Raw genomic sequence first — 18,785 nt, 5'->3', positions numbered from 1 at the left:
CATCAGGGGCGGAGCCAGAGGGTGACGAACCCGCGATCGTCGGCTCTGGCCTGCCGGATCAGCGCGTCGTCGGGCTCATCCTCGGAGAGCGTGCCGTCCGAACGCAGCGCCGCGGGCTGGTAGCCCCACTTGCGGTAGGCCGCGAGCACCGCACCCGGGTCGTCGCCGAGCTCCTCGATGGCCCCCGGGCAGAACTCACACAGCACGTCCGGCCGGTCGCGCTCCAGCGTCTCCTGCAGGCCGGCGAGCGCCCGATGGTCGCGGCCCTGCAGGTCCGTCTTCACCAGGCTCACCGGCTGCCGCAGCACATCGGCGTGACCATCGAGCCGCACCGCCTGCACGATCTGCCCCGCGGTCCCGTCCGGTTCCCGCACCCGGTGGTCGCCGCTGTTGTCCAGCTCCGGGTGCGCGAGCACCAGCGTGCCGTCGCTGTCCCACGCGGCCGCCTCCACCACGGAGACCAGCCCGGCCCGGCCTCGCGGCAGGTTGACGGCCAGGTTGCGGCGGAGGAACTCGGCGTTCGCCGGGTCTGCCTCGACGGCGACGACGTTGGTCACGGCCGAGGACCCTTTCAACAGGCTCAGCGTGTGGTAGCCGACGTGCGCACCGATGTCGAGGAAGGCGCCGGGCCTGCGCGCCACGAGCCGGGCCATGAGATCCGCCTCGTCGCGTTCCCACCACCGGTGGTGGCGGATCCACGGCAACATCACCTCGTCGTCGGGCAGCAGCAGGATTCCGGCGTCGCACACCACCACGTCGGCACCCTCGGGGACGGGCGCGTGCACCAGGCGCGCCGCCTCCAGCACCGCGTCGACATCCCGGCCGAGCCGCTGGATGGCGTACTCGTCGTTGTCGAGCCGCTGATCGCGCACCTGGAACATCTCGTGCACCGCGTCCTGCCGGGCGGCCACCTCACCGGCGAGGTCCGACATCCGGTCCTCGATGCGCCGCACGGCCTCCTGGTTGCTCCGCACGACCGCCGCGTCGACCGGCTCGCGCTGCCGCAGCTCGTCGATGGCCCTGCGCTGGAGCTCCGCCTGTGCCTCCTGGCGTCGCGCGGCCTGCTCGGCGCGGGCGGCGGCCCGGCCGGTGTCGCCGACGGCCGCCTCCAGCGCCTCGATGCGCTGCAGCAGCCGCTCGATCGTGTCCTGGGTGCCGTCGTACAACGCACCGATCATGCGGCGCTGGTGTACGTCGTAGTGGTCGAGTACGCGCAGCACGGCCTTGCGGACGGCGGGCGCGAGCGGCGTACGGGACGCGCTGTCCGTCTCCGGCCGCCAGCGCAGCGCCTCCCGGGCGTTCCGCATCGGCGTCAACGGGTGTTCCGGTGGCTCCGGGGCCGCCGCCCGGCGCTGGAGCCACGTCCGGTGCGCCCGTTCCAGTTCGGACCGCAGCCACGCCGACGCGGCCGACATCGACCGGGTGCCGAGGATGTGCCTGCGCGCCGCCAGACCGCGCCGGGCGGCCTCGGCCGGGTCGTCGGCGATCTGCCGCATCGCGTCGGCGGCGGCGTCCAGATCGGGGTCGGCCCACAGCGCGTCCGGGTGGTACGGCGTGCAGCCGGGTCCGACCGGCACGAGCCGGTAGGGGATCGGCCAGCCGGTGCTCTCGTCGAGGAACTCCGTGGTGCTCGAGTACGCCGTGCTGATCACCGGCATCCCGCGCGCCATCGCCTCGGCGACCGTCAGCCCGAAGCCCTCACTGCGGTGCAGCGACACGTAACAGTCGCTGGAGGCGTACAGCTCGGCGAGCTCCTCGGTGCTGAGGTAGCGCTCGATGAGCTCGATGCGCGGGTCGTCGGCCACGGCCACGCGCAGCCGTTCGGCGTCGTGCGGGTGCAGGTCGCCGTTGATGGCCTTGAGCACCAGCCGCACGTCGTCGCGGCCGGGGAAGGCGCGCTGGAACGCGGTGACCGTGCCCCACGGGTTCTTCCGTTGCGCGACGCTGTTGAAGTCGAACGCGAACAGGAACCGCACCGGCTCGCCCGGCCTGCGCGGCCGCGCCGTGTGCCCGGGGTCGCGCACCGGCACCGGAATGGTCTTGACCGGCACGGGCGAGTGCGCGGCGAACGAGGCCCGGCAGAACTCGCTGACGGTCCAGACCTCGTCGACCATCTCGAACGCCTCGTGCTGCCACTGCGGGAAGTCCTCGAGCTCCCACGCCCACAGCCCGATGCGGTAGCGGTCGTGCGCGACGTCGGGGTGGTTGGCGATCGTGACGCGCGTCTGGTCGGCGTTGACGGCGAGCAGGCTCACCGGAAACCGCGGGTCGCCGGTGGTGGCCGGTTGCGCGATCCCGGTGCGGTTGGACACCGCCTTCTCCTCCGACACCGACGCGACGTCCACACCGGACCCGACGATGGCGTCGTGCACGATGCGGCCCATCTCGCCGAGGCCGAGCTCGGCCGTCAGGTAGCCGAGGATGTTGACGCCGAACTCCTCGGACGGCTCCCGCGGCACGGGCGGCGGCACCGGCATGGCCCACTCCGGCAGCACGTCCTCGGCGACCCCGGAGTTCTCGCACCACACCCGGAACGCCGGGGCGTCCGACCCGGTCGGGTGCGGGAACGCGAGCTGCAGATCCGTACGGGACGACCACACCGAGAGGGCCAGCCGGTTCAGTCCGGCGGCGGCCTGGGCGTGGTCGGCGGGCGCGGCGAGCCACGCGCGCAGTGCGGCGCCGCCGTCGGGCCCGTACGCGTGCGGCGGCAGCGGTTCACCCTTGCGCTCGGCCTCGATCCAGCCGTCGCGGAACAGCCTGCGGCAGCCCGCGGGCAGCGGCATCCCGTCGCCGAAGGTGGCGAAGCCGTACGGGATCGCGTCGAGCGTCTCGGCGTATCCGGCGGCCTTGAGCGCGGCGCCGTAGTCGTCGCACAGCCTGCGTAGTTCGGGATGCTCGGACAACAGCACACGCGGCTTGCGGGCACAGTGGAACGTCAGCAGCCACGGCTGTTCCGGCCGGTAGCCGCTGAAGTGGAAGAACCGCAGCGGGCTGCCGCCGGCGGTCACGGTGCCGTCGGCGTCTCGGTCGACGGCGCGCTCGTGGAGGTTCCAGTACGCGACGTCGAACCCGGGGTCGGTGACGACGACGTGCCGGAACAGCGCGGGCACCTGGTCCACCCAGCGCTGGTCGGTGAACAGCTGCCGGTCCGGTGCCACGATGGCGTCCTGCCGCAGCCGATCGGCCCAGAACTCCAGGAACTCCTCCGAGCCGGGCCCCACCGCGATGAACCCGAGGTTGAAGATGCCGGTGCCCATGATCACCGCGTCGTCGGGCTCCTTGCCGTCGCGCGGAAGGGGCGCGGTGAAGTGGGGCGTGAGCACGATGCTGTGCCGCAGCGCGAGGTCGGCGACCTCCGGCATCGGCGCGAACACCTGGATGTCCGGGTCGAGGTAGGTCACCACGTCGCTCGTTCGGCGCAGCTCCCGCAACAGGTACGGCTTGACGGCGGTCGCCAGCTCCGTGACCGAGTACGCGGTGGCCATCCGCAGGTACGTGTCGCGGTCGATGCCGAAGGCCGCCGACCCGACGATGCGGATCCCGTCCTCGTGGCCGTCGTCGTCCGGCTCTGCGTCGATCACCCCGACCACGAAGTCGTGGCCGGGGTGATGCCGCAGGTATGAACGAGCCAGGACCCGCGCGGCGGGCAGGTAGTTCCGCGCGACGATCGTGCACGCGGTGACGTGGGCGTCCGCGTCTCCGTCAGCCATTGGCAGGCAGGACCTCCAGCTGGGCCTCCAGCGCCTTGTCGAAGTCGTCGCGTGCGCCGTCGACACCCTGTTCCGAGTTCGCCTCCACCCGCACGAGCACGTCCCCGGATAGGTAGTGGGCACGTAGCTGCGAGCGGCCGCCGTCCTTCGACTCGAACGCGGTCACCAGCACGCCGTTCGGCACGCCCGCGGTGATTCGTTGGGCACCGTTGTCGGCCTGGATGCGCGCGAGGTTGGCCACCTCGTCGCTGGCCGCGGCGCGGTCGCCCACCTTGGTGAGGAGCACGATCGAGAGGTTGCCGTTGTCGAGGTGGTACACACCGAACTTCGCCTCGCCCGGCTGCACCCGCCCGTAGGCCTCGATTTCCTTGCTGTTGAGGTAGTTCAGACCCGGGACCTGCTGCCAGCTGGTGATGCCCTCGTGGTTTTCCGGCCTGCCCGGCTGCTCGCCGAGGGGCAGATCGTCCTCGGGAACCTCCGAGGAGGTGGGCGCCTGCGAGCTCTGGGGTGCCTGCTGTTGCTGCGTCTGCGGCTGCTGGTCCGCCTGCGGCGATTCCTTCGACCCGAACAGGAAGTACGCGCCCACCGCGATGCCGACGAGCACCACGACGGCGCCGATGATCGCGAAGATCTTGCCCTTGCCGCCCTTGGAACCGCCGTCGAACCCGTCCTCCGGGCCTTGCGCCCACTCGGGCGAGCCCGCGGGCGCGATGGGCGGGAAGTCGGTGCCGCCCCACGGCGGGCTCTGGTCGGCTTCCGGCGCGTTCCACGGCTGCTGTTGCTGGGGCTGCTGGAATCCGGCAGCAGGCGATTGCGGCTGCTGGAACCCGCCTGCGGGCGACTGCATCGGTTGCGGCTGCTGGAATCCACCCGCCGGCGAGTGCGGCTGCTGCGGCTGCTGGAATCCACCGGCGGGTGAGGCCGTGCCGGGCTGCTGGTACATCGGCTGCTGCGGCTGCTGCGGCTGCTGCGGCTGTTGTGCCTGTTGTGCCTGCCATGACGGCACGGCCTGCGTGCGCTCGGCCTCGCCGACGTTGCCTGCGGCGCTGACCGGTGCGATCACCTGGGTGGAGTCGGCGCTGTTGTTGCCGCTCTGGTTCGGCTGCTGAGGCGGCTGCTGCGGTTGCTCGGGCTGTTGCGGCTGCGCCTGGGGAGCCTGCGGGGCCTGTGCCTGCTGGGGGGCCTGCTGCTGTGCGGATGCCGAGTCGTCACCGTGCGCCACGGCGGACGACAGCACCTGGTCCCGGCGAACCCGGTAGTCGTCCGCGGAGAGTCTGCCCGCAGCAAGCTCCTCGTCCAGCTTGCGCAACTCTTCCTGCCAGGACACCCTGGACCCCCTGCTCACTTGGCGGCGCTTCGCCTCAGCGGCCGCAGAACGGTGTGCGTTCGGACGTGGCCATTCTGCACTGCGCCCCAGGTGTGCGGTGGTGTGGGTCGATTTGTGACCTGGCCGATTTCCCCCGGTTGTCTAACCGCGCGGGAGGACCTCCTCCACCGAGGTCAGCGTGGTCTGGAGCCGTTCCTGCAAAGCGGCCGGATCGGCGTCCCGGGCCTGGGAAACGCCGATTCCGACGGCTGTGCTACCGGAGGCGTACCACACCAGGCTCACCCGACCGGCGGAGTCCGTGCGGCTCAGCACGACGAACCGGTCGTCCTCGGGCAGCAGTGAGCTCGTGAACCCGTTCGCGGCGGTCGTGGTGTTCATGTGGTCGGCGAGCTGGGCCGCCCGCTCGTGGCTGGAGGTCCGGACCACGAGCAGCGTGTAGCCGTCGGTCAGTGCGGGGCCTTCGGCGGACGACCGGTAGATCAGCTCGGTGGCGCCGTGCCTGCGCATGGTCTCGCCCTCGGCCTCCGTGTAGAGCCCGAGGTCCACACCACGCTGGACGGACATCGTCGAGTTGTTCGGGTTCGGCTGCCCGGGCAGGGTCGGCAGCCGGTCCTCCAGGGCGACCTCGGTCGGTGCCGCGCTGGACGGCGACGGCGCGCTCACCGATTCCGGGTCGTCGTCCTGGCCCAGCCACCACGCGCCGCCGATGACAGCGGCGAGCGCGACGAACACGGCGAGCGCGAGCACCAGCCACGTGCGCGTCCGGCCGCGGTTCTCGGGCGGCTCCTGGTGCACCAACGGGCCCTGCACGCGCATCAACGGCATGGTCAGCTCGGTGTCGGCGGGGCTCGGCGCGGTGGTCCGCGTGCCCGCGCTGAGCAGGACGGCCGGGTTGAACCGCGGAGGCGGTGGCGTGGTGACCGGCTGGGTGGCCTGCGCCGGGCCGGCCGGCGGCCCGGTCGGCGACGGCGGGGACTGTTGGCGCTGCGGCGACTGTGCGGGCTGTGGGAGCTGTGGGAGCTCTGGCGGCGCGGAAGGTGCCGGAGGCGAGGCAGGCGCGGGCGACTGTCCGGCTGGCTGCGCCGGCGCGGGCGGCACGGATGCGGGCACCGTCGGCTGGATGGAATCCGGGTCCGCAGTCTCGGGCAACCTCGCCGCCGCGGCCGGGTTCGCCGCCTGCCACCTGGGTCCGCCGTCGTCCGTCTTCTTGCGTGGCGCGGCGAACGGCGACACCACGGGAGTACCGGAGACCTCGGCGAGGATGTCTTCCCGCCTGCGGCGATGCTCGTCGTGGGTGATGGCTCCGGCGGCGAGCTGGGCGTCGAGGCGTCGCAACTCTTCCTGCCAAGTCATCGAGGAACCCCCTGAGCCAACGCGCGCTGGGCTGAACGGTACCGGGCGAAGGTATCCGCGTTGTCACCTCTTGGTAGGGGATTGTGTCGCCTACCATTGACTTATGTCCTGGTTCGGTCGAGACAAGACCCGGCTCGTGTCCGCCGACGAGGCCCTCCCGGGCCGCGCCGAGCCGTTGGTGACGCCCGAGGTGCACGCCGTGCACCCTGATCGCCGCATCAAGCCGCCCTTCCCGGACGGCATGCGGACGGCCGTGTTCGCCCTCGGCTGCTTCTGGGGCGCCGAACGCCTGTTCTGGATGACTCCGGGCGTGTACTCCACCGCCGTCGGTTACTCCGGCGGCCACACGCCCAACCCGACCTACGAAGAGGTGTGCAGCGGGCTCACCGCCCACGCCGAGGCCGTGCTCGTGGTGTACGACCCGCAGCAGGTGCCGTACGAGAAGCTGCTCAAGGTGTTCTGGGAGGGCCACGACCCCACGCAGGGCATGCGGCAGGGCAACGACCTCGGCACGCAGTACCGATCGGCGATCTACTACGCCGACGAGGCGCAGCGGGCCGAGGCGGAGGCCTCCCGTGCCGCCTTCCAGGACGCGCTGCGCCGCGCCGGACACGGCGAGATCACCACGGAACTCGCCCCGCTCCGCGAGTTCTACTACGCCGAGGACTACCACCAGCAGTACCTCTACAAGGTGCCCAACGGCTACTGCGGCCTGGGCGGCACTGGGGTCTCCTGCCCGGTCGGGCTCGGCGTGCGCGAAGCCGAGTAGAAACACGCACCCCGGCCGCGGGTGACCACGCAGGACGCGGCGCCCTCGCCGGGGCACCGTGGATCCATGACGAACAGCGGCAAGATCTCCTCGCCGACCACGTCGGCGTTCTTCGTGCAGGCGGCGGTCTCGTTCGGCCTCGCGCTGGTGTCCGTGGTGGTCGGAGTCGTGTACCTGCCCGTGGACGGCTGGGTCCGGGCATTCCTCGCGCTCGGCGTCCTCTACACCGTCACCTCGACGTTCACGCTGGCCAAGTGCGTGCGCGACCGTCAGGAGGACACCTATCTGGTCAGCCGCGTCGACCAGGCACGGCTGGAGAAGCTGCTCGCCGAACACGACCCGTTCAAAGTTGCGGCCTAGCCCCGGAAACCAAAAAACTCCCCTGCGGGAACAGGGGAGTTTCGACAGAGAGCGGACGACGGGACTCGAACCCGCGACCCTCACCTTGGCAAGGTGATGCGCTACCAACTGCGCTACGTCCGCGTGTACCGCACCGCGTGCTGTACGACGGACAGTCTATACCTTCCCCTTTCCGGGGTTGCGAGGCACCCGGTGATGGGCGAGTGTGGGCCATTGTCACGTCCGCGATACGAGGGGTGACGGCCCTGCCGAGGCTCCGTATGGTGTTCAACGTTCAACCGTCTGGCTGTGGGGGCTTAGGCCCGGAGGGGGTGCCTGGCTGAATGGAGCGCGCGGACTCCGAATCCGATGAGCCGGCCCTGCTCGAACGTCTGCGACTGGGGGAGGACGCGGCGTTCGGTGAGCTCTTCGAACTGCACGCCGGTGCCGTCCGGCGGCTCGCCCGCGGCCTGGCCAACGACGCCTCCGAGGCAGACGACATCACCGCCGAGACGTTCTTCCGCGTCCTGCAGGCGGTGCGCCGCGGCAATGGGCCGAAGGACAACGTGCGTGCCTACCTGCTGACCGTCGCCCGCCGGGTGACGTGGGAGTGGCACGGTGCCCGCCGCGACGTGCCCGTCACCGACGACGAGCTCACCAACCGGGTCGGTGCCGGATCCGACTCGCAGAACCGCACGGCCGAGGCCACGCTCATCACGCGCGCGTTCTCGAGCCTGCCGGAGCGCTGGCGCACGGTGCTCTGGCAGACCGAGGTCGAGGGCGTCCAGCCCGCCAGTGCGGCACAGCACTTCGGGTTGACGCCGAACGCCACCGCCGCGCTCGCGCGCCGTGCCCGGCTGGGCCTGCGCGCGGCCTACCTGCAGGCGCACCTGGCGGTCAACCGCAGCTCGGACGGGTGTCGCACGGTCGTGGAAAAGCTCGGCGGCTACACCGCGGGCAGCGTGACCGGATCGGAGGCCCGCAAGGTCAAGGCGCACCTGGCGACGTGTGCGTCGTGCAGTGCCACCCACGACGAGCTACGGCAGGTGTGCTCGTCGCTGCGGGCGCACGCCGGGGTCATCGTGCTGCTGGTGCCCGCAGCCGGGCTCGCGGCGACGTCCGGCCTCGGCGCGGCCGGGGGCGCGGCCGGTGGCGCCGCGGCCGGTGCAGGCAGTGCCTCCGGCGCCGCCACGGGTGGGACGTTCGCGGCGCTGGGCACCAACATCAAGCTCGGGCTGGCCGTCGCCTCGACGGCCACGGTCGGAGCGGTGGGTGTCGTGGCGGTGCCCGGCGACATCGGTGACCACACGACGACCGTCGGGCTGCCCGGCCGTGGTCAGCAGGTGGAACTGCGGATCGCCGAGCCCACCTCGTCCCCGGTCGAGCGAAGCTCGTCATTCGATCCGGTGCAGCCGGTGCCCGCGCGCGACAACGACCGGTGGACGCCGGGCCACACCGAGGCCGGACAGCCCGGCCCGCTCGGCCCCACCGAGTACTCGCTGCCCGAGGAGCCGGAGCGCACCGAGCCACCGGCACGGCCTGCCCGGAAGCCGGTCGAGCCCGTCCCGCGCGGCGACGATCCACCCCCCGGCGAGCCCGGCAGCCCGCGTTTCGATCCGCCACCCGACGAGGCGACCCGCCCCCTGATGAGCTCCACGGCCGGCTCCGGCCGGTCCGACCTGCCCAGCCGCGCCAAGCCCGGCCACAGCCGCGCGACGCACACCCCGAAGCAGGCTCCGGGGCCGCCGAAGGAGCGGTGCGGACCACCGGCGTGGGCGGACACCGAGTGGCATCACCGGCCCGGCTGCGGTGACCCGGACCACGGCAAGCGGCTCGAGCGCAAGCCGGACGGACACTTCCACCACGGCTGAAGATCACGGTACCGTTATCGGAGTACGCACTCGGGCGGGCTTGCGGAGGAAAGTGATGAACCGGCTGGTCCGGGGTACAGACGGCCGGGAATGGGTCATTCGCGCCCAGATGGACTGGCGCAGGCCGGCCACGGCCGACGACTTCGAGCATGACGTCGCGGCCAGCTACGGGCCCGGGATCGTGATGGGTGCCGTCGCCGTGGCTCTGGGCATCGTGTTGCTGTTGTGGAAGCCCGACGACGTCGTGGTGCCGAGCTGGGTCGGGCTCGCCGTCCTGCTGATCGCATTGTTCTTCCCATTGCGCTGGGTGCTGCGCAGGCCGTGGACCGTCGTCGCCGAGACCGAGGGCGACGCCACCGGCGACCGGCCGTCCGAGCGCTGGGTCGGTACCGTCCGCGGCACCTTCTCCGTCCGCGGTGAGATGAACCGCGTCGCCAAGGCGATCGCCCGCCACGACCTGCCGGACTTCGAAGGTCCGCTGCACCCTGTCGAGTAGCCGATGCCCGAGCTGCCGGAAGTCGAAGCCCTCGCCTACCACCTGCGCGAGCACGCTGTCGGCCGGACGGTGGCCAGGATCGATGTGGCGTCGCTGAGCGTGCTCAAGACCGTGACGCCGCAGTGGACCGAGCTGCACGGCCGCGAGGTGACCGGTGCGGGCAGGCACGGCAAGCATCTCGACCTCGTCTGCGGCGACCTCCACCTGATCGTCCACCTCGCGCGAGCCGGCTGGCTGCGCTGGTCGGACTCGCTGTCGCCGACGCCGCCGCGGCCCGGCGGGAAGGGTCCGCTCGCGCTGCGCGTGCACCTGTCCGGCGGCGTGGGGTTCGACCTCACCGAGGCGGGCACCAAGAAGGGTCTCGCCGTGTGGATCGTGCGGGACCCGGCCGACGTGCCCAGCATCGCCGCGCTCGGCCCGGACGCACTCGAGCTCGACCGCGCCGGCCTCGAGGAGCTCATCGGCAAGCAGACGGCGCGGCTCAAGACCGTGCTGACCGACCAGAAGATCATCGCGGGCATCGGCAACGCCTACTCCGACGAGATCCTGCACACCGCACGGCTCTCGCCCTATGCCACGCCCGCGCGGCTGTCCTCCGAGGCGCTCGACGAGCTTTTCGACGCCATGCACACCGTGCTGACCGGCGCCGTCGAGCGGTCCGTCGGCCAGGACGCCGCCCGCCTCAAGGGCGAGAAACGTTCCGGGTTGCGCGTCCACGGCCGCACCGGGCTGCCCTGCCCGGTGTGCGGGGACACGGTGCGTGAGGTGTCGTTCGCCGACAAGGCGTTCCAGTACTGCCCGACCTGCCAAACGGGTGGCAAGCCGCTGGCCGACCGGCGGCTTTCTCGCCTGATCAAGTGAAGCGCTGACAACCCACTGTCGCGAAATACGCACAGAAAGTGGACCCCCAAGGCTTGCCACCGCACCCGGGGAGCGCAGAGCATTGACGCCGTGTCCGAGCAGCTGACCATGCAGATCATCCCGTGGGGTGTCGCCGTGGTGTTGCTCGCCGCGCTGATCGTGGTGCTGATCCGGAACCGCAAGCCCAGCGGCGCCATCGACGACGCGGTGCTCGAAGCCGTCTACCTGATGTCCAAGGCGCCGCTGGAACTGCGCGAGGGGCTCGACCAGGCCGCCGCCGACAAGCTGACCACGCGGTTGTTGCAGCTGCTGAAGAGCGTGGCGGTGGGCATCACCGACGGTGACGGCACTCTGCTGTCGTGGGACGGCGAGGCCAACGACCACTACGTCGACCTGGTCGACACCATCGGTACGGCCATCCGCAAGCACCGCCGCGAAGTGGTGTCGCACGACCGCATGCCGTGCAATCACCGCGGTACCTGCCGGATGAAGACCGCCGTGATCGTGCCGCTGATCGTGGAGGGCGAGACCGAGGCGGTGCTCATCGTCGTCGGCCGCACGCAGGGCAAGCGCGTCGTGCACATGGCCGACGCGGTCGCCCGGTTCGTCGGCACGCAGCTGGAGGCCGCGCGGCTGGAGGAGACCAAGCACCAGCTGCACCAGGCCGAGATCAAGGCGCTGCGGGCGCAGATATCGCCCCACTTCGTCTACAACGCGCTCAACACGATCTCCTCGCTCATCCGCACGGATCCCGAGGAGGCGCGGGAGCTGCTGCAGGACTTCGCCGACTTCACCCGGTACTGCTTCCGCACCGAGGGCACGTTCACCACGCTCTCCGACGAGCTGCGCAACATCGACCGCTACCTGACCATCGAGAGCGCCCGCTACGGCGGCAGGCTCAACGTCCGGCTGAAGATCGCGCCCGAGGTGCAGTCGGTGGTGGTGCCGTTCCTGCTGATCCAGCCGCTCGTGGAGAACGCCGTCAAGCACGGCATCGCCAACAAGCCCGGCGGAGGCACGGTGACGGTGACCGCGCAGGACTACGGCACCGAGGCCGAGATCAGCGTCGAAGACGACGGCGTCGGCATGGACCCGGCGTTGCTCGACGGCATGCGCGACTCCCGCAGCAGTGCGCACATCGGGCTCACCGGTATCAACCGGCGGATGAGCCAGGTGTTCGGCAACCGGTACTCGCTGGTGGTGGAGACGGCGCCGGGCGCGGGCATGAAGGTGACCATGCGGGTGCCCAAGTTCGTCCGGGGCGTCCGGCCCGACATGCTCAAGTTCGCCGCCGACGCCTCCGGGCAGCTCGCACGCCGCAACGGCAACGGGTCCCGCGCGGCACTGCCGAACGCCGCGGTCAAGCCGGGCTGATCCGGGCGCGCCGGCCCGAGCGGAGACGCTGCGCGTCGCTGTACCTCCCACCCGTCTCCCACCACCGACCCAAGCGGAGACGCTGCGCGTCGCTGTACCTCCCACCCGTCTCCCACCACCGACCCAAGCGGAGACGCTGCGCGTCGCTGTACCTTCAAAAACATGAGCATGACCGGCAAGCTGGCTCGGATCCCCAAGGTCGGCGAACGTGTCGACCGCAAGGACGTCGTCGCCGTCGTGAAGCTGCACGGTGTCATCACGCCGCAGCCTTCGCCGCTGGCCAGGGGCGTCATCAACCTTGCCGCCGTCGAAACGGCGCTCACCAGGGCGTTCGGCCACGAGCGGCTGAAGGCGGTCGCGTTGCAGATCAACTCGCCCGGTGGTGCGCCCACCCAGTCCGGGTTGATCGCCGAGCGCATCCGCCAGCTGGCCGACGAGAAGAAGGTGCCCGTCATCGCCTTCGCCGAGGACGTCGCCGCGTCCGGCGGCTACTGGCTGGCCTGCGCGGCCGACGAGATCTACGCGCACCGCACGTCTCTCGTCGGCTCCATCGGCGTGGTCACCGGCGGGTTCGGCTTCACCGGCCTGCTCGACCGGTTCGGCGTGGAGCGCAGGCTCTACACGGCAGGCGAGAACAAGTCGCGGCTCGACCCGTTCAGCCCGGAGAAGCCCGAGGACGTCGAGTGGCTGAACAAGCTGCACAACCAGCTGCACGACATGTTCGCCGGCTGGGTGCGCCAGCGGCGTGGCGATCGGCTGTCCGGATCCGACGACCTGTTCAACGGTGACGTGTGGCTCGGCACGAAGGCCCTCGAACTGGGGCTCGTCGACGGCCTCGGCAACCTGCGCGACGTGCTCGGCCGGCGCTACCCGGACGCCGACGTGGTGTTCGCGGAGCCGAAGAAGCCGCTGCTGGCCCGCCTCGGCCTCTCCTCGCCCGCCGCCGCGCTGCTGGACGCCGTGGAGCACCGGGTCGCCTGGTCGCGTTTCGGGCTGTGACAACGATTTCGCCCGCGCGCGGTGTAGACAGCCGCCGGGTGTGCGCGGCAGGATTGCGCTCACTGTGAGTACTCACGACGACACCCGGAAGCTCCTCGTCCTGGCGGTGGACGACGAGCTGCCCGGCCTCGATCAGCTGCGGCACTGCCTGGAATCCAACCCGCACGTCGGCAGGGTCATCCCCGCCGTCGACGCGTCGGAGGCGTTGCGCCTGCTCGGGTCGGAGGACGACGAGATCCGGCGGCGCAAGGAGAACGGCATGCCTCCCGTGGATGCCGTGTTCGCCGACATCAACATGCCCGGCCTGTCGGGAATGGAGATGTCGCGCGTCTTCGCCTCCCTCAACCCCGCGCCCGTGCTCGTGTTCGTCACCGGATACGCCAGCGAGGCCGTGGACGCGTTCGACCTCGGCGCTGTCGACTACGTGCTCAAGCCCGCCCGGCAGGAACGCATCGACAAGGCCGTCGGCCGCGTCATCGACAAGATCGACGCCCGCCCGGTGCGCGACACGGGGCCCGGCGCGGACGCCGTCAAGACCGACGACGAGGTGATCCCCGTCGAGCTGGCGGGCACCACCAAGCTCATCCCGCGTTCGTCGGTGCGCTGGGTGGAGGCGCAGGGCGACTACGCGCGGCTGTTCACCACCGAGGGCAGCCACCTCGTGCGTATTCCGCTGGCCCAGCTGGAGGAACGCTGGGCAGGTGCCGGATTCGTGCGGATCCACCGGTCGTTCCTCGTGGCGCTGCCGCTCATCACCGAGCTGCGCATGGGCCAGGGCGGCTACCAGGTGGTGATCGGCAACGAGGAGAAGGTCCTGCCGGTCAGCAGGCGGCACACCCGCGCTCTGAAGGACAGGCTGGTCGGCTCGTCGCGAGCCGGGTGACGCGCCGTGGCCGAGGACCCCTACCGCAGGGTCGGAGGAATCCGGGAACCGGATCCGACGCTCGGTAAGCACGCCCGGTCGGAACCCGAACCCACCCGGCCGGCCACGCCGCGCGCCGCCGACCCGCAACACCAGCCGCGCATCCGCAGGCAGCGGGTGGTGCTCGCCGAACCGAGCCGGACGCCGAGCTCGTTGCGCGCCAGAGTGGAGCTGGAGCAGCAGACCAGCTGGGGCGAGCTGCTCATCAAGGACCTCATCACGGTGCAGCTGCGCAGTGCCGTGCTGCTGGCCGCGCTCGTGCTGCTGCCGTTGTGCGCGCTGCCCGCGGCCTTCTTCCTCGCGCCCGGCTTCGCCGACCTGCGGTTCGTCGGCCTTCCCGTGCCGTGGCTGCTGCTCGGGGTGGCGCCCTTCCCGCTCCTGTTCGGGGTGGGTGTGTGGTACAACCGGCTGGCCGAGCGGCATGAGCGTGACTTTGTCGACATGATCGAGAACTGAGCCGACGGCGCGGCATCCGGACTCTTGCGAGGAACTGCCCGTGCAGGTGAACCCGTGGGCTCTGACCAGTGTCGGGCTCGTCGTGATGGTGACCTTCTACCTCGGTCACCGGACGTCGCGGTTCGCGCGCAGCACTCACGACTTCCTCGTCGCGCGCCGCACCGTGCGGTCACGCCGTAACGCCGCCGCCATCGCCGGCGAGTACATCTCCGCGGCGTCGTTCCTCGGCGTCGCCGGACTGGTGCTCAAGGACGGCGCCGACGCGCTGTGGTTCCCGATCGGCTTCACCGCGGGCTACCTCGCGCTGATGCTGTTCGTCGCCGCACCCCTGCGCCGCTCCGGTGCCTACACGCTGCCCGACTTCATGGAGGCGCGGCTCGGCTCGCCCGCCCTGCGCACGATGTCGACGTTGTTCGTCGTGTTCATCGGCGTGCTCTACCTGCTGCCGCAACTGCAGGGAGCGGGCATCGCGTTGACGACCATCATGCCCGCACCGGCGTGGGTCGGGTCGGTGCTCGTCACCGTGGTGATCGCGCTCAACGTCATCGCCGGCGGCATGCGTGCGATCACGCTCGTACAGGCGTTCCAGTACTGGTTCAAGCTGTTCGCGCTCGCCGTGCCGACGTTCGTGCTGTGTGTGGTGTTCGTCGGCGGCGGCGCCGGATCGGCCGGCGGGCTCGGAGAACCGGCGCCACCGCGGTTCACCGCCGACACGACGGTGTCGGTCGAGACGGACGTGATGCTGACCGTCGAGCAGCCCACTCCGGTGCGGGAGGGCGGCAGGGAGACCGTCTGGACGCCCGGCACCGGCTACCCCGTCGAGGCGGGCACCCGGCTGGTGTTCCCCGCCGACTCGAGGGTGCCGGTGGTCAGCGACGGCGAGTCCGGCAACGACGCGTGGCTGCGGCCCACCCAGGACTCGACCGAGCTGTGGTCGACGTACTCGCTGATCGTCGCCCTGTTCCTGGGCACGATGGGGTTGCCGCACGTGCTGGTGCGCTTCTACACCAACCCGGACGGCAAGGCCGCACGCCGGACGACCGCGCAGGTGCTGTTGCTGCTCGGCCTCTTCTACCTGTTCCCGGTGATGATCGGGATGCTCTCGCGGATGTACGTGCCCGAACTGCTCGTCACGGGCAACACCGACGCCGCCGTGCTCGCCCTGCCCACGGCCATGGCACCCGGACTCCTGGGGCAGATCCTGGCGGGCGTGACGGCGGCGGGCGCGTTCGCCGCGTTCCTCTCGACGGCCTCCGGCCTGGTGGTGAGCGTGTCCGGAGTGATCGCGACCGACCTGCTCACCGGCAAGGTGCGGGACTTCCGGCTGGCGACCATCGCCGTGTCGGCAGTCCCCGCCGTGCTGGCCGTGACGCTGCCCATCGACGATCTGACGCTCAGCGTCGGGATGTCGTTCGCGCTCGCCGCGTCGACGTTCTGCCCCCTGCTGGTGCTCGGAATCTGGTGGCGCAGGCTCACCTGGTTCGGGGCGATGGGGGGGATGTGCGTGGGCGGTGGGCTGGTGCTGCTCGCCGTGGTGCTCAACGCCGTCAGCGAGCACACCGGACAGTGGGCGCCGTGGATCCTGCACCAGCCCGCCCTGGTGACGGTGCCGGTGGCATTCCTGGTCACGATCCTGGTCAGCCTCGCGACCGCCGACCGCGTCCCCGAGGACGTCAACGCCGTGATGCTGCGGCTGCACGCCCCCGACCCGCTCGGCTTCATGCGCGACCGCGCCGTCGCGCGGTTCGGGCGGGCGGAGGAACGCGTGCGCACCAGCGGTGGCAGGCATCGGAAGTGACGGTCTCTCACAGGACGGCCACACGCCCGCATGCGACGATGGGGCTGTGGTGAACCCTGCCGAGATACCGACGACGTCCGTGTCCGAGCTGCCGACCGACGATCTCGTGCTCCTCGACGTGCGCGAGCCGGACGAGTGGGCCGCCGGACACGCTCCCGGCGCCGTGCACATCCCGCTCGGCGAACTGCCCTCGCGGACGGACGAGCTCGCCGAGCTGCCCGACGACCGGCCCGTCTACGTCATCTGCCGTACCGGTGGGCGCTCGGCACGCGCGACCGCGTGGCTCAACGCCGCCGGTCTGGCGGACGCCGTGAACGTGGCCGGGGGCATGAAGTCGTGGCAGACCGAGGGCCGTCCCCTGGTCGGCGACCACGAGGGTGTGGCACCCGAGGTGCTCTGAGCCATGCAGCCGGGCCGGCCGGGCAACCGCCCGCGGGTGCGCTGGGTCGCGACCATCCCACCGGGGTCGGCCGCGAGCCGGCCACGTCGTCGCGTCGTGCACCGGCCCTACACCGGTCCACCGGCGTATGCCACGCCGCCGCGCTGGGGCTTCCCGAACCTGGTGTGGCGCAGGCCGACAGCGGTGCCCGGCACGGCGTCGGCCACCCCGGTCCCGCAGCAACGGCTGCGCATGATCGCCCGCAACACGACCACGCTGCTCGCGACGCTGGCCGTGCTGGCGACGATCGCGGCGGGGGCGGAGTTCTGGCGGTACGCGCTGCTGGTACGCAGCCGCGACTCCGCGTTGAGCCCCGGCGTGGTCGGCGCGTCCGACGCGCTGGTGCTGGCGTTCTCGCTGATGACGTTCGTGCTCGCGTTGTTCGCCATCGCCTGCACGGTGTGGTGGTTGTTCGTGGCGCGTTCGGCGGCGGCCGACGCCGCCGGTCAGGAGCCGCCGCGGCCGGCGTGGGAGGTGCTGGTCGGCACGCTGGTGCCGGGCGCGAACCTGCTGCTGGCCGGTCCGATCCTCGCCGAGCTGGAACACGCGACGTTGCGCAGGCCCGCCGACGTGCGGCCGCGCCCCTCGCGCCTCGTGCTCGGCTGGTGGGCGGCGTGGTGGGGCAACGCGGTGCTGCTGACCCTGACAGTGATCTGGCGGATGCGCGACGGCGTGCAGGCCGACGCCGACGGCGTGCTGCTCAGCGGATTGACCGACCTGTCGGCGGCGGCGCTGGCGGTGGTGACGCTGGTGATCGTCTCGCGCATCACGCGGCTGCTCGCCCCGCTCGACGACCGGTTCCTCCGGCCCCTGCGCGTGCTCAAGGTGACCGGCGCGCCCGAACCGCCCCGCCGCGGCCGCCCGAAGACCTCCGCCCGCTAGTCACCCGACCGTCACCGGCAGCGTGCGCAGCCCCCGGATGACGAACTCCGGCCGCCGCTGCGGAGTCCGTGCCAGGTGCAGGCCGGGCAGCCGCCGCGTCAACGCACCCAGCGCCGCCGCGATCTCGATCCGCGCCAGCGGCGCGCCCAGGCAGTAGTGGACACCGCCGCCGAAGCCCAGGTGCGGATTCCTCTCGCGGGTGATGTCGAGGGTGTCCGGCTCGGCGAACACCTCGGGATCCCGCGCCGCCGCTCCGAGCAGCGCCGCGATCTTCTCGCCCTTCGCCACCGGGTGACCCGCGATCTCGACGTCCGCGGTGGCCGTGCGCTCGAACAGCTGCAGCGGTGAGTCGAACCGGATCAGCTCCTCCGTGGCCGTGCCGAGCAGAGTCGGGTCGGCGACCAGCCGGTCCCACTGGTCGCGGTGCCGTAGCAGGGCGTACCCGCCGTTGCCGATGACGTTCACGGTCGCCTCGTGCCCCGCCATCAGCAGCAACACCGCCGTCGCGACCACCTCGTCGCTCGTCAGCTCGCTCGCCACCAGGTGGCTCAGGAGGTCGTCACCGGGTGCGGCGGCCCGGGCGGTGGCGAGCTCCCGCAGGTATCCGGCGAATGCCCCGGCCGCCTCCTCGGCGGCGCGCTGCTTCGGCTCCGGCAGCCCGTACTCGTACATCTTCACGATGGCGTTGCTCCAGGTCACCAGCTGCGGTCCCGCGTCCTCCGGCACGCCCAGTAGTTCGGCGATCACCGCCACGGGCAGCGGCTGCGCGAGGTGTTCGAGCAGGTCGGCCTCGCCGTCGGCGGCGATGGCGTCGGCGAGCGTGCCGACCATCCGGTCCGCCAGCCTCTCCACCGTCGGCCGCAGCCGTTCGACGTGGCCGCGCGCGAACGCCGACGACACCAGACGCCGCAGCCGCGTGTGCGCGGGTGGTTCGTTCTCCAGCAGTGAGTGGCGGTGCAGCAGGTTGAACGACGCGAACCGCTCGAGCGGCGTCGCGTCCGTCCAGATCCGGCCGAGCGAACGGTGCCGCAGCACAGCGGACGCCGCCGCGTGCGACACGGCGATCGACAACCCCAGTCCGGTGTGCCGATGCACCTCGCCCTGCGCGCGCAGGGCGGCGAACGCCGGGTACGGGTCGTCGAGGAATTCCGGGTCAGCGGGGTTGAACACCCGCCGACCGTAACGCGCT

The 18,785-nt window shown here is 71.4% G+C and carries 16 protein-coding genes and 1 tRNA gene; 12 read left to right on the top strand and 5 right to left on the bottom strand.

The genetic code is table 11. The annotated features are described in order from the left end of the window. Positions 1-2 precede the first annotated feature (2 nt). From ACFSZT_RS03135 to ACFSZT_RS03125, 3 genes are all read right to left on the bottom strand, one after another. A complete protein-coding gene (locus ACFSZT_RS03135; protein ID WP_377395168.1) occupies positions 3-3,710 on the bottom strand; it encodes an FkbM family methyltransferase in 3,708 nt (1,235 codons plus the stop codon). Next, entirely contained in the window at positions 3,703-5,037 is a 1,335-nt protein-coding gene (locus ACFSZT_RS03130; protein WP_377395165.1) for a flagellar basal body protein FliL, read from the bottom strand. Before ACFSZT_RS03130 ends, ACFSZT_RS03135 begins: the two co-directional genes overlap by 8 nt. A gap of 141 nt (positions 5,038-5,178) precedes the next feature. Then, positions 5,179-6,390, bottom strand: coding sequence for a hypothetical protein (locus ACFSZT_RS03125; RefSeq protein ID WP_377395163.1), 1,212 nt, complete (start codon positions 6,388-6,390; stop codon positions 5,179-5,181). A gap of 103 nt (positions 6,391-6,493) precedes the next feature. Between ACFSZT_RS03125 and msrA the strand changes: the two genes are divergently transcribed. Together msrA and ACFSZT_RS03115 are read left to right on the top strand one after the other, a co-directional pair. Then, positions 6,494-7,159: a peptide-methionine (S)-S-oxide reductase MsrA gene (gene msrA / locus ACFSZT_RS03120; protein WP_377395160.1), complete on the top strand. Its 666-nt coding sequence runs from the start codon at positions 6,494-6,496 to the stop codon at positions 7,157-7,159. 66 nt (positions 7,160-7,225) lie between these two features. Then, on the top strand, positions 7,226-7,519 hold the full coding sequence (locus ACFSZT_RS03115; RefSeq protein ID WP_377395157.1) for a YiaA/YiaB family inner membrane protein: 294 nt from the start codon (positions 7,226-7,228) through the stop codon (positions 7,517-7,519). Between the two features lie 50 nt (positions 7,520-7,569). On the opposite strand, the gene ACFSZT_RS03110 is transcribed toward ACFSZT_RS03115, so the two are convergent. Further along, a tRNA-Gly gene (locus ACFSZT_RS03110) sits at positions 7,570-7,642 on the bottom strand. Positions 7,643-7,842: 200 nt separating this feature from the next. Here ACFSZT_RS03110 and ACFSZT_RS03105 point away from each other — a divergent pair. The 10 genes from ACFSZT_RS03105 to ACFSZT_RS03060 all read left to right on the top strand — a co-directional run bounded on the left by ACFSZT_RS03105 (position 7,843) and on the right by ACFSZT_RS03060 (position 17,596). Continuing rightward, positions 7,843-9,369, top strand: a complete 1,527-nt coding sequence (locus ACFSZT_RS03105; protein WP_377395154.1) for a sigma-70 family RNA polymerase sigma factor — start codon at positions 7,843-7,845, stop codon at positions 9,367-9,369. Positions 9,370-9,424: 55 nt separating this feature from the next. Further along, positions 9,425-9,865 (top strand): DUF983 domain-containing protein, encoded by a 441-nt coding sequence (locus tag ACFSZT_RS03100; protein ID WP_377395151.1) that lies wholly within the window; start codon positions 9,425-9,427, stop codon positions 9,863-9,865. 3 nt (positions 9,866-9,868) lie between these two features. After that, positions 9,869-10,726, top strand: coding sequence for an Fpg/Nei family DNA glycosylase (locus ACFSZT_RS03095; RefSeq protein WP_377395148.1), 858 nt, complete (start codon positions 9,869-9,871; stop codon positions 10,724-10,726). Between the two features lie 81 nt (positions 10,727-10,807). Then, positions 10,808-12,100, top strand: coding sequence for a sensor histidine kinase (locus tag ACFSZT_RS03090; protein WP_377396288.1), 1,293 nt, complete (start codon positions 10,808-10,810; stop codon positions 12,098-12,100). A 162-nt stretch (positions 12,101-12,262) separates the two neighbouring features. Beyond that, on the top strand, positions 12,263-13,099 hold the full coding sequence (locus ACFSZT_RS03085; RefSeq protein ID WP_377395145.1) for a S49 family peptidase: 837 nt from the start codon (positions 12,263-12,265) through the stop codon (positions 13,097-13,099). A 52-nt stretch (positions 13,100-13,151) separates the two neighbouring features. Beyond that, entirely contained in the window at positions 13,152-13,982 is an 831-nt protein-coding gene (locus ACFSZT_RS03080) for a LytR/AlgR family response regulator transcription factor (protein ID WP_377396285.1), read from the top strand. Positions 13,983-13,988: 6 nt separating this feature from the next. Beyond that, the gene (locus ACFSZT_RS03075; RefSeq protein WP_377395142.1) at positions 13,989-14,477 is read left to right on the top strand and encodes a hypothetical protein; all 489 of its coding nucleotides are present in this window, start codon (positions 13,989-13,991) and stop codon (positions 14,475-14,477) included. Positions 14,478-14,517: 40 nt separating this feature from the next. Then, the gene (locus ACFSZT_RS03070) at positions 14,518-16,275 is read left to right on the top strand and encodes a sodium/solute symporter (protein WP_377395140.1); all 1,758 of its coding nucleotides are present in this window, start codon (positions 14,518-14,520) and stop codon (positions 16,273-16,275) included. Between the two features lie 49 nt (positions 16,276-16,324). Then, positions 16,325-16,675, top strand: coding sequence for a rhodanese-like domain-containing protein (locus ACFSZT_RS03065; protein WP_377396282.1), 351 nt, complete (start codon positions 16,325-16,327; stop codon positions 16,673-16,675). A gap of 3 nt (positions 16,676-16,678) precedes the next feature. Then, complete coding sequence (locus ACFSZT_RS03060) at positions 16,679-17,596, top strand: DUF4328 domain-containing protein (protein WP_377395137.1); 918 nt, start codon at positions 16,679-16,681, stop codon at positions 17,594-17,596. Here ACFSZT_RS03060 and ACFSZT_RS03055 read toward each other — a convergent pair whose 3' ends face one another. After that, positions 17,597-18,766 (bottom strand): cytochrome P450, encoded by a 1,170-nt coding sequence (locus ACFSZT_RS03055; RefSeq protein ID WP_377395134.1) that lies wholly within the window; start codon positions 18,764-18,766, stop codon positions 17,597-17,599. Between the last annotated feature and the right edge of the window lie 19 nt (positions 18,767-18,785).

It is taken from the genome of Prauserella oleivorans (genome assembly GCF_042685745.1).
Taxonomy (GTDB): domain Bacteria; phylum Actinomycetota; class Actinomycetes; order Mycobacteriales; family Pseudonocardiaceae; genus Prauserella_A; species Prauserella_A oleivorans.
The sequence above is the reverse complement of the archived record's forward strand: the minus strand, read 5'-3'. Positions and strand labels throughout refer to the sequence as shown.

What these genes read in the sequence shown, in the direction of transcription:
- ACFSZT_RS03105 (WP_377395154.1), top strand. Translation starts at nt 7,843, where the DNA reads ATGGAGCGCGCGGACTCCGAATCCGATGAGCCGGCCCTGCTCGAACGT.
- ACFSZT_RS03095 (WP_377395148.1), top strand. Translation starts at nt 9,869, where the DNA reads ATGCCCGAGCTGCCGGAAGTCGAAGCCCTCGCCTACCACCTGCGCGAG.
- ACFSZT_RS03085 (WP_377395145.1), top strand. Translation starts at nt 12,263, where the DNA reads ATGAGCATGACCGGCAAGCTGGCTCGGATCCCCAAGGTCGGCGAACGT.
- ACFSZT_RS03125 (WP_377395163.1), bottom strand. Translation starts at nt 6,390, where the DNA reads ATGACTTGGCAGGAAGAGTTGCGACGCCTCGACGCCCAGCTCGCCGCC.
- ACFSZT_RS03100 (WP_377395151.1), top strand. Translation starts at nt 9,425, where the DNA reads ATGAACCGGCTGGTCCGGGGTACAGACGGCCGGGAATGGGTCATTCGC.
- ACFSZT_RS03060 (WP_377395137.1), top strand. Translation starts at nt 16,679, where the DNA reads ATGCAGCCGGGCCGGCCGGGCAACCGCCCGCGGGTGCGCTGGGTCGCG.
- ACFSZT_RS03135 (WP_377395168.1), bottom strand. Translation starts at nt 3,710, where the DNA reads ATGGCTGACGGAGACGCGGACGCCCACGTCACCGCGTGCACGATCGTC.
- ACFSZT_RS03115 (WP_377395157.1), top strand. Translation starts at nt 7,226, where the DNA reads ATGACGAACAGCGGCAAGATCTCCTCGCCGACCACGTCGGCGTTCTTC.
- msrA (WP_377395160.1), top strand. Translation starts at nt 6,494, where the DNA reads ATGTCCTGGTTCGGTCGAGACAAGACCCGGCTCGTGTCCGCCGACGAG.